The following is a 10,712-nucleotide window of genomic DNA, read 5'->3' on the forward strand; positions in this document are numbered from 1 at the left end:
CAGAACGATCGGCTACCCGCGCGGTGCGCCGGCGAAACCTCGGTATGGCATCAGGATCCGGCGGTGGCGATCTGGACGAGCAGAAGCTCCAGGCGCTTCCGCTCGGTCACCGGCTGACGGCCGGCCGCGGCGCTGAGCATGAGTCCGCTGATGAACATCACGGTGAGCAACGCCCGGTCGGCCACTGTGGACGGGTCGCCGTCAGCCGGCCGCGATCGCTCGGCCAGCTCCCGGTGGAGCTTCAGGTAGGTCTGCGAATTCGCGTGGAACACAGCCGAAATCGCGGGATCGCGACTGGCCTGTAGGAGTAGTTCGATTCGCGCGCGGGTGCGGGTGAGGCCGTCGCCGGTCAGCGACTTCATCACGACTGCGGCCAATCTCGTGACCGCGGCCTGTCGGGAGGTGCCGGCATCGGCTTCGGTGACCGAGCGCAAATCGACCAGGTCGAGTTCGGCGACCCGCTCGGCGACCGCGCGGATCAGCGCGGTGCGCGTCCGGAAGTAGTACGAGGTGCTCCCCTCCGGCACACCCGCGGCACGGTCGACCCGCGGATGGCTCAGCCCCTTGGCGCCGTGCTCGGCGAGCAGCCCGATCGCGGCGTCGCAGAGTTCGCGACGCCGTCGCCGGCCGTCCGGTATTCGACGCGCTTCCATGTCAGTCGGGGATGCCGCTCACCTACTCCGCGATTGGGCGGATCAGCACTTCTTGCGATGTACTGGCCACGGTGCGGCCCGCCGCGTCACGGATGGTTCCGCGGATCAGCGCCCGGTGTCCGGTCACGGCCACCGTGTCCTGGGTGTACAGATGCCACTCGTCGAAGCGCACGGGCCGGTGCAGCCACAGCGCGTGATCGAGGCTGACCGCCGCGATCGATGCGTAGTCGGCGCGATCCGGATGATTGCGCAACGCCATGTCCAAGAGCAGGTAGTCGCTCGCGTACGCCAGCATCGCGGTGTGCAGCGCGGGTTCGTCACCGACGGAGCGGGGCAATCGCATCCAGTGTGACCGCGGCTCGGGCGTCTGCCTGCCACCCAGGAAGTTCGTCGGCTCCGCGATGCGCATCTCCACTGCCGGCGGGACGTCGATCCAGTTCTGCGCGCTCTGTCTCAGCTGCGCGGGGACCTGGTGCACCCAGTGCTGCAGCAGCGGCATCTCCTCGGGTGCCGCGGTGTGGGGGGCTCGGCGTTCGAGTTCGGGTTCGGCGGCATTGGTGTGAAACGACGCAAGGGCGGTGAGCAGGGTGCGGTCGCCCTGCGCGACGGTGACCCGACGGGTCGCCATCGATCGTCCGTCGCGCACGGCCTCGACGGCGATGTCGACCGGTGTGTCCGAAGCGCCGGTCTGGACGAAGTAGGCGTGCAGGGAATGCGGCGCGTGCTCCTCGACGGTGTGCGACGCGGCGTAGAGCGCCTGTGCGAGCAGCTGGCCGCCGAAGATCCGGCCGAAGCGATCCCGTTCGTTGGTCGCCTGAAACTGGTTGTCGCCCAACGGTGTCAAGTCCAGTGCCCGCTCGAGCGTGTCGAGGGATTGAAGCACCGCCTTCTCCAGCGCCGTTCCGCGCAACGGGCCGGACAGGTCGGTCAGCGGGTCGATCTCATCGGCCGACATCACGGGTGGATCCTGCCAGATCCTTGCCACCATTGTCTCTAAGACTTTAGAGTCCGGGTGTGGCCTGTGGAATCCTCCGGCAGCCGGTAGCCGTCGCGGGTCATGATGCGAACCGGATCGCTGCCGTCCCATGCCGAGCAGGTTTCGGAGATGCGGCGCACCTGGTCGAGAAAGGCGGGCGGGGCATCGACGATCTCGGTGTAGAACCCGAAATCGGCCACGGTGTCGATGTAGGCGACGCGGAAACCTCCGCCCGTGCTCTGAGCGGCAACCGGATACCCCAGCGCCGCAAAGTGGGCCGTTTTGGCATCGTAATCCTTTGTCACCGTCGCGATTTGGTGAAACGAGCTCGTCCCGTTGCGGCTCCAGTCGGAGTAGATGCTCGGCGTCTGGCAGTGCTGCTGAATCAGCTCGATTTGGACCGGACCCGCCTGGGCCACCGCGACCTGGATCCGGACCGTGCGGATTTTGCCCCCGTAGTCGGTCTCCTGATCGACGACGGGCAATACGTGGAACGGTCCCACCCCGAACGCACGCGCCCAACCGGCGGCGGCCCCGAGAACGTCGTCGACGACGTGCCCGAGTTGAAAGAACCGAAAATCCCCCTCGGGCCATGGCTGTTCGAACAGATCCATGCGCACGATCATGGCATGGCCGCGCAATGCTGAGCGGGGAACGCGTTCTCATCACCGGGCCGGCCGGCCGCATCGCCTACGGTGTCGCGAAGTCGCTCGCCAAAGACAACGAAGTGTGGGGTATCGCCAGGTTCTCCGACCCCGCCGCGCGCGAGGAGGTCGAGGCCCTGGGCCTGACCACCCGCAGCATCGATCTCGGTGTCGGTGACTTCGGCGATCTGCCAACCAATTTCACGTACCTCCTGCACATCGCCGCTGACTTCGGTGAAGACTACGAGCAGGGGTTGCGCGTCAACGCCGAAGGCACCGGACTGCTGCTGTCACACTGCCGTGCGGTGAAGGCCGCGCTGGTGATGTCGACGGTCACTGTCTACAAACCCCACCCCGACCCCTGGCATCCGTTCCGTGAGGACGATCCGATCGGCGACGCCGGATTACCCAGCCCGCAACCGTATTCGATCGTCAAGATCGCCGAGGAGGCCGTCGCCCGGTACTGCGCCCGCGAGTTCGGCATACCCACGGTCATCGCCCGGATGGGCAGCGCATACGGCGAGCGGGGCGGTCTGCCGCTGTGGCACCTGCAAGCGATCGCGGAGGGCCGGCCCGTCGTCGTCCGCTGGGACCCGTTGCCCTACAGCCCGGTCCACTACGACGACATCAACGCCCAGATTCCGGCGCTGCTGGACGCGGCGAGCGTCCCCGCCACCATCGTCAACTTCGCGGGCGACACCCCCGTGAGCGTCCAGCAGTGGTGCGCGTACTTCGGTGAACTTCTAGGCGTGTCCCCCCAGGTGGACGTGCAGCCCGTCCCCGGTGCCTCGGTCGGCTCGGTCGGTGACCACACCAAGCGAAGGAGGATCACCGGGCCCTGCACGGTGGATTGGCGGGAGGGCTTCCGCACCATGGCCGCTCACCACTATCCCGACCGCGTCGAGGCCTGACGCGCATGCGCTATCCCGCCCTGCAACAGTTGCTCGACGAAGCGGTCGCCGAATGCGGGCACTCCGACTTCGGGCCCGGAGACTTCCGCGAAGGACTGGCCGTCCTGCTCGACAGCCTGGAACGCGACGGCGACCTGGACCCGGGCACAGACGCCGCGGTCATCGGCGATCTGCGGCGCAGGCTGGTCAATCGCCTCGAGGTCGAGGCCTACTACCGGGCGCACCCCGAGGTCGAGGACGTCGTCATCGACGGTCCCGTCGACATCAACGGGCTGCCGCGTACCGGAACCACCGCGCTGGCCGACATGCTCTCGCTCGATCCGCAGTTCCGGTGTCTGCGGGGCTGGGAGCAATATCAGCCCGTGCCGCCGCCGGTCGCCGGCGGCGAGGCCGACGACCCGCGCAGGCAGGCATTTCTGCGGATGCACGAGGAGCGTCCCGCCGCGCAGGCCGTCATGCACATCTTCGAAGTCGACGCCACCATGGAGGACACCGAAATCCTCGGAATGGCGTTCCACGGCCAGCAGATGACCCTGCCGGTGGCGGGCTACCGATCGTGGTGGCGGCGCGCCGATCTGACCGAGACCTACGCCTACCACCGCAGGGTCGTGAAGCTGCTCGGGTCGACGTGCCCACCGGAGCTGTGGTTGTTCAAGGCGCCTCACCACAAGTTTCACCTGGAGGCGCTCGCCAAGGCCTACCCGGACATGCGGTTTGTGATGACACACCGCGACCCCGCCAAGGTCGTGCCCTCCTACACCAGCCTGGTGTCGACGATCTTCCCGCCCGCCGCGGGGGACCGGGATCTGTGCGCCCTCGGCCGCGAAGTGAGCGATCACCTGCGTGAGGGCATGGAGAACGCGATCGCCGAACGCGCACGCATCGGGGAGGACCGTTTTCTCGACGTCCATCACCGCGAGTTGGTCGTCGATCCGAGGGGCACCGTCCGCCGCGTCTACGACTGGCTGGGCCTGGAGCTCAAACCCGCTGTGGCGGAGGCGATTTTCGACTGGCAGGACGCCAACGCCGTCGGCGCCAAGGGGACACACCAATACACCGCGGAACAGTTCGGTCTCTCGGTCGACCAGATCCGATCCGACTACGACTTCTACATCCGGCACTTCGATGTGGCCGTGGAGGCCTGAGGAGGCTCACCTATGACCACCCTGCCGAGCTGGGACACCCAGATGGAGGCGCTCAAAGGAGTGGCCGACCACCTGCTCGCGACATGGCGACCCGACGGTGCCTCCGAAGCCGAGATCCAGGACATGAACAAGCTCGCCCTGTCGATCCTGGCGTGCGGCTACCTGTGCCACGTCTACACCGATTCGAAGCGTCCGGTGTTCATGCCGCTGTGGAACTACGCCTGCAACCAGGGCGGGCCGAACCCGGACTACGTCTACCTGACCGCCGAGGTCGACGGCGCCGGTGTCTACGAGTTGACCGGTCGTCGCGGCACGGTGCGGTTCGTCGAGATCACCCAGCAGGCACCCGGAATGATGAAGAGCGTCAAGGGGGTCGAGCGGCAGATGAAGTTCCAGGCCGTCACCCACGACCTGGACGACCTGACGATCGCCGAGGACGGTTCCTTCCGCGTGATCATGTCCGCCGAACGTCCCGACTCCTACGACGGCGACTGGTGGCCGCTCAACCCGGAGGTGGGCAAGCTGCTGATGCGCAAATGCGCGTGCGACTGGAACAGCGAGATCGACGCCCAGGTCGCGATCAACCGCCTCGACGACGGCGGCGCGGACATGTCGCCGGCCGAGATCGCGCGGCGGTTCTCGGAGCTGGGCGACTGGATCAAGGGAATGATCGACTTCGACATGGAGCTGGTCCGGTACTACCGCGAGCACCACGGCTTCAACGTGCTCGTGCGGTCGCAGTGGATTCAGCAGGGCGGTGGCTTGGCCACCAAGCAGGCCTACTACGACGGCATCCATCAAATCGCCGACGACGAGGCGTTGGTCGTCGAGTTCCCCGTGCCGGGGCAGTGCTACTACTGGCAGATTCTGGTGGCCGACGACCGGTTCTCGACCGTGGACTGGGTGAACCGGCAATCCAGTCTCAACGACACCCAGGCGCGCATCGACCCCGACGGCTGGTTCCGCGGCGTGGTGTCCAAGCGCGACCCGGGCGTGCACAACTGGCTCGACAAGGCCGACTGGCCGTGGGGAATTCTGCAGGCGCGGTTCTACAAAGCCGAGGAGTTCCCCGAGATCAAGGTCACAAAGGTACCGGTCGCCGACGTGCTCGACCACCTCCCGGCGGGCACCGAGGTGCTCTCCGCAGAGCAGCGGCGAGCCCAGCTGCGACACCGTCGAACGGGTGCGCAGATGCGCCGCATCTGGTGATCAGCCCAACGAACGCAGCCGCCGTGTAACACCGATTTAACAGCCGGTGCCTACGCTGCGACCATGGATCGGCAGAAGGAATTCGTGCTGCGCACGCTGGAGGAACGCGACATCCGCTTCGTCCGGCTGTGGTTCACCGACGTGCTCGGATACCTCAAGTCCGTCGCGATCGCCCCGGCCGAACTCGAGGGCGCCTTCGAAGAGGGAATCGGGTTCGACGGCTCGGCGATCGAGGGCTTCGCCCGGGTTTCAGAAGCCGACATGGTCGCCCGCCCCGACCCCTCCACCTTCCAGGTGCTGCCGTGGGCCGACGACTCCGGCCGTCATCATTCGGCGCGGATGTTCTGCGACATCACCATGCCGGACGGCTCCCCGTCGTGGGCGGACTCGCGCCACGTGCTGCGCAGACAGCTGGCCAAGGCCAGTGACCTCGGTTTTTCCTGCTACGTGCATCCCGAGATCGAGTTCTTCCTGCTCAAGCCCGGCGAGGACGACGGCACCCCGCCGGTGCCCGCCGACAACGGCGGCTACTTCGACCAGGCCGTCCACGATTCGGCACCCAACTTCCGCAGGCACGCGATTGACGCGCTCGAGCAGATGGGGATCTCGGTGGAGTTCAGCCACCACGAGGGCGCGCCCGGCCAGCAGGAGATCGACCTGCGCTACGCCGACGCGCTGTCGATGGCCGACAACGTGATGACGTTTCGCTACGTCGTCAAGGAGGTCGCGCTCGGGGACGGGGTGCGGGCGTCATTCATGCCCAAGCCGTTCGCCGAGCATCCCGGTTCGGCGATGCACACGCACATGAGCCTGTTCGAGGGCGACACCAACGCCTTCCACAGCCCCGACGACCCGCTGCAGCTGTCCGACGTCGCGAAGTCGTTCATCGCCGGGATCCTCGAGCACGCCAAGGAGATCAGCGCCGTCACCAACCAGTGGGTGAACTCCTACAAGCGCCTCGTCCACGGCGGCGAGGCGCCCACGGCGGCGTCCTGGGGCGCGGCGAACCGCTCCGCGTTGGTGCGGGTGCCGATGTACACGCCGCGCAAGGCGTCGTCACGCCGCGTGGAGGTGCGCAGCCCGGATTCGGCGTGCAACCCCTACCTGACATTCGCGGTGCTGCTGGCAGCCGGGTTGCGCGGCATCGAGAAGAACTACGTGCTGGCGCCGGAGGCCGAGGACAACGTCTGGACGCTGACCTCCGAAGAGCGCATCGCGATGGGCTACAAGGAGCTGCCGGGCAGCCTCGGTGCAGCGCTCGAGCAGATGGAGACCTCCGAGCTGGTCGCCGAGGCGTTGGGCGAGCACGTCTTCGACTACTTCCTGCGTAACAAGCGCGCGGAGTGGGAGAACTACCGCAGCCACGTCACGCCGTTCGAGCTGAAGGCCTACCTGTCTCTGTAGGTGACTAGGCGAGATACCTTTTAGGCGTGGCCAAACCAGCGACGCAGCGTCCGAAGCTGCCGAGCGTAGGCCGGCTGGGTCTCGTCGAACCCACCGCGCCCGCGGATCTGGATCTGTTGGGCTGGACCACCGACGCGCACGTCGAGCTTCTGTGGTCGTTGTCGCGTGCCCCCGACGCCGACACCGCGCTGCGCACGATGGTCCGGCTGGCCGAGGCTCTGAATGCCGGCTGGGACGAGCTCAACCGCGCCCTGCTCACCGACAAGAGCCTTCGGGGTCGGCTGTTCAGCCTGCTGGGTTCCTCGCTGGCCCTCGGTGATCACCTCGTCGCCAATCCGGAGAACTGGCGGCTGCTCGCTGGTGACGTCGCCCTGCCGGCCCGCGACGCGCTGCGCGAGATGTTCGTCGCGCTGGCCGACGAAGCGCCCGACACGTCGAGCGCGCTGCAACCGCTGCGCAAGCTCTACCGCGACCGGCTGCTGGTGCTGGCCAGCCTGGACCTGGCGCCGACGGTGGAGAACGAACCGGTCCTGCCCTTCCCGACGATCGGCGAGCACCTGTCGGACCTCGCCGACGCGGCGCTGGCCGCCGCGCTGCACCTCGCGCTCAAGACGACCGGGGGTGAATCACCACCGCGCATTGCGATCATCGCGATGGGCAAATGCGGTGCGCGCGAACTGAACTACGTCAGCGACGTCGACGTCATCTTCGTCGCCGAGCCCGCCGACGCGTTGGCGACGCGGGTCGCCGGTGAGCTGATGCGGTTCGCGGCCGACGCCTTCTTCGAAGTCGACGCCGCGCTGCGGCCCGAGGGCAAACACGGCCAGCTGGTGCGCACGCTGGACTCCCATGTCGCCTACTACCAGCGGTGGGCCAAGACGTGGGAGTTCCAGGCCTTGTTGAAGGCGCGCCCGGCCGCGGGTGATCCCGAACTCGGTCAGGCCTACGTCGACGCCCTGATGCCGATGGTGTGGACGGCCTGCGAGCGCGAGGACTTCGTTTCCGAGGTGCAGGCGATGAGAAGGCGGGTCGAGGAATTGGTGCCCGCCGGACAACGGTCGCGCGAGATCAAGCTGGGGACCGGCGGGCTGCGTGACGTCGAATTCGCCGTGCAGCTCCTGCAATTGGTGCACGGCCGCAACGACGAGCGGCTGCACGTCGCCTCGACGGTGGCCGCGCTGGCCGCACTCGGCGAGCGCGGTTACGTCGGGCGCGACGATGCCGCGAACCTGACCGCGTCCTACGAATTCCTGCGCCTGCTCGAGCACCGCCTGCAGTTGCAGCGGATGGTGCGCACCCACCTGCTTCCCGACGAGGACGACGACGAGTCGCTGCGATGGCTGGCGAGGGCCGCGCACGTGCGGCCCGACGGCACCCGCGACGCGCTGGGCGTGTTGCGCGAAGAGCTCAAACGCCAGAGCCTGCGGGTGTCGCGGCTGCACGAGAAGCTGTTCTACCAACCACTGCTGGAGTCCGTCGGGCAACCGGCGCTGAGTATTTCGGACGGTATGACCCAGGCCGCCGCCGAACGGCAGCTGGCCGCGCTGGGGTACGAAGGCCCGCAGAGCGCATTGACACACCTGGCCGCCCTCACGGGGAGCAGCGCCCGCCGTGGCCGCGTACAGCAAGTCTTGTTGCCGACGCTGCTCAACTGGCTGTCGGATACGCCCGATCCCGATGCGGGGCTGCTGTCGTACCGCCGCATCAGCGATGCGCTATCCGAACAGCGTTGGTTCCTGGCGACGCTGCGCGACGAGGGAGCGGTCGCCAAGCGCCTCATGCAGGTGCTCGGCACCTCGGCCTACATCCCGGAGTTGCTCATGCGGGCACCGGAGGTCATCCAGGCCTACGCCGACGGCCCCGACGGACCCAAACTGCTCGACGCAGATCCCGAGGCGGTCGCAGGGGCGCTGGTCGCCTCGGCCGCAAGGTATTCCGACCCCCAACGCGCGATCGCGGCGGCGCGCACGTTGCGCAGACGCGAACTGGCGCGCATCGCCTCGGCCGATCTGCTGGGCATGCTCGCAGTCACCGAGGTGTGTCGCGCGTTGACGTCGGTGTGGGTGGCCGTGCTGCAGGCCGCGCTCGAAGCGGTCATCCGCGCGCACACGTCCGACCGGGGGCCGCTGGCGCGGATCGCGGTGATCGGGATGGGCCGGCTGGGCGGCGGCGAACTGGGTTACGGGTCGGACGCCGACGTGCTGTTCGTGTGCGAACCCGAAGCGGGCGTTGAGGAATCGGCCGCGGTGAAATGGGCGGTGACCGTCGCCGAGCAGGTGAGGTCTCTGCTCGGAACACCGAGTTCGGATCCGCCGCTGGAGGTCGACGCGAATCTGCGGCCGGAGGGGCGCAACGGTCCGCTGGTGCGCACTCTGTCCTCGTATCAGGCGTACTACGAGCGGTACGCGCAGACATGGGAGGTGCAGGCGCTGCTGCGGGCCCACCGCGTGGCGGGCGATCTCGATTTGGGGAAGCGGTTCCTGCTGATGATCGACAAGATCCGGTATCCACCCGGCGGGGTGTCGGCAGAAGCGGTGCAGGAGATCCGGCGGATCAAGGCGCGGGTGGACGCCGAACGGCTGCCGCGGGGAGCCGACCCGAACACGCACACCAAACTGGGGCGCGGAGGACTCGCCGACATCGAGTGGACGGTGCAGCTGCTGCAATTGCGTTTTGCGCACAAGGTGCCTGCACTGCACAACACGTCGACGCTGCAATCGCTCAACGCGATCGGCGCCGCCGAGCTGATCGCGGAAGGTGACGTCGAGTTGTTGCGGCAGGCGTGGCTGACCGCGACGGGGGCACGTAACGCGCTTGTGCTGGTGCGAGGCAAGCCGACCGACCAACTGCCCGGGCCCGGACGTCAGCTCAACGCCGTCGCGGTGGCCGCCGGCTGGGACACCGACGACGGGGGCGAGTTCCTCGACAACTACCTGCGGGTGACGCGACGCGCGAAAGCAGTGGTGCGCAAGGTGTTCGGCGGGTAATTAGTCGCTGCCACAGCCTTGTACGCATTCACGTATCAAGTCTTGACGAGCCTGGTCAACATCGTCGTCAATTGGATATTGCGCTGCCTCGCTCGAACCCTTTTTTACCGCTCCGACAAGTGTGCCTTGAAAACCCTTGCCCTTTGGCCCCCCGACCGACACCACCATTTCTCCCCCTGCGGTCAGGCCCGGCAACAAGCATGCGACGTTGTGACGAGACGCGAGGCTGTCTTTGATGCCCTCCTCGGCTTCGGGAAAATAGCCAGGGTACGGCTCAGAAGCGTCACCGGGGGGGATGAGGTCGTCGGGGAATTTCCCGGGCGGGAACGCCACGACATGAACAGACCCTACTGTGCTAACTCCGCAGCTGACACGCGGAATGCAGGTCAAATCGTAGGCAGCGTCGAAGACCGTCACGCCTCCAAACGATGATCCCGCTGGGAGCTTAGCGGCGACCTGCACCTCACCATTCACCACTTGAAGCACATAGATATCGCCGGCATTGAACTGGTTGTCGTCCGGATTCGTAACGGTGATCGTGTAAATGTCGTGGTAAACGCCCGAGGTTTCATCGAATTCTTCCTTCAGGATGTATTCGAGGCGGCTTTGGACCTCGAGACCGGTGATGGTCGTGTTTATCCGGTTCGGGTCGTTGAGGATATCGTCCAGCGGTGGTCCCAACGGGGCATCGGAACCGCCGTCCGAACCGTCGTCGGAATCGCCGTCGGGGCCGCCCGGATCACCGGGATTCTCACCTGGGTTCGGAGGGTTGCGGGGCGGGCG

The 10,712-nt window shown here is 67.0% G+C and carries 9 protein-coding genes; 5 read left to right on the plus strand and 4 right to left on the minus strand.

Features of this window, described 5'->3' with window-relative positions; all coding sequences use genetic code 11:
- Positions 1-50 precede the first annotated feature (50 nt).
- Genes AU198_RS07935 through AU198_RS07945 form a run of 3 tightly spaced genes read right to left on the minus strand, consistent with a single transcriptional unit; the run spans position 51 to position 2,243 of the window.
- Positions 51-653, minus strand: coding sequence for a TetR/AcrR family transcriptional regulator (locus tag AU198_RS07935; protein WP_064347325.1), 603 nt, complete (start codon positions 651-653; stop codon positions 51-53).
- A gap of 22 nt (positions 654-675) precedes the next feature.
- Entirely contained in the window at positions 676-1,608 is a 933-nt protein-coding gene (locus AU198_RS07940) for an acyl-CoA thioesterase (RefSeq protein WP_064347360.1), read from the minus strand.
- A gap of 38 nt (positions 1,609-1,646) precedes the next feature.
- Positions 1,647-2,243 carry a VOC family protein gene (locus AU198_RS07945; RefSeq protein WP_231744603.1) on the minus strand — a complete coding sequence of 199 codons (597 nt, stop codon included), beginning with the start codon at positions 2,241-2,243 and terminating at the stop codon, positions 1,647-1,649.
- 26 nt (positions 2,244-2,269) lie between these two features.
- On the opposite strand from AU198_RS07945, the gene AU198_RS07950 reads away from it, so the two are divergent.
- The 5 genes from AU198_RS07950 to AU198_RS07970 all read left to right on the plus strand — a co-directional run bounded on the left by AU198_RS07950 (position 2,270) and on the right by AU198_RS07970 (position 9,929).
- Positions 2,270-3,184 (plus strand): NAD-dependent epimerase/dehydratase family protein, encoded by a 915-nt coding sequence (locus tag AU198_RS07950; RefSeq protein WP_064347329.1) that lies wholly within the window; start codon positions 2,270-2,272, stop codon positions 3,182-3,184.
- Between the two features lie 5 nt (positions 3,185-3,189).
- The gene (locus tag AU198_RS07955; RefSeq protein WP_082690917.1) at positions 3,190-4,329 is read left to right on the plus strand and encodes a sulfotransferase family protein; all 1,140 of its coding nucleotides are present in this window, start codon (positions 3,190-3,192) and stop codon (positions 4,327-4,329) included.
- A gap of 12 nt (positions 4,330-4,341) precedes the next feature.
- A complete protein-coding gene (locus tag AU198_RS07960; protein WP_064347332.1) occupies positions 4,342-5,538 on the plus strand; it encodes a DUF1214 domain-containing protein in 1,197 nt (398 codons plus the stop codon).
- Between the two features lie 63 nt (positions 5,539-5,601).
- The gene (gene glnA, locus AU198_RS07965) at positions 5,602-6,942 is read left to right on the plus strand and encodes a type I glutamate--ammonia ligase (protein ID WP_064347333.1); all 1,341 of its coding nucleotides are present in this window, start codon (positions 5,602-5,604) and stop codon (positions 6,940-6,942) included.
- 26 nt (positions 6,943-6,968) lie between these two features.
- On the plus strand, positions 6,969-9,929 hold the full coding sequence (locus tag AU198_RS07970; protein ID WP_064347335.1) for a bifunctional [glutamine synthetase] adenylyltransferase/[glutamine synthetase]-adenylyl-L-tyrosine phosphorylase: 2,961 nt from the start codon (positions 6,969-6,971) through the stop codon (positions 9,927-9,929).
- Here AU198_RS07970 and AU198_RS26385 read toward each other — a convergent pair.
- On the minus strand, positions 9,930-10,712 hold a 783-nt coding region (locus AU198_RS26385; protein WP_197416057.1), incomplete at its 5' end, for a hypothetical protein.

The sequence above is a fragment of the Mycobacterium sp. GA-1199 genome, from assembly GCF_001500045.1.
Taxonomy (GTDB): domain Bacteria; phylum Actinomycetota; class Actinomycetes; order Mycobacteriales; family Mycobacteriaceae; genus Mycobacterium.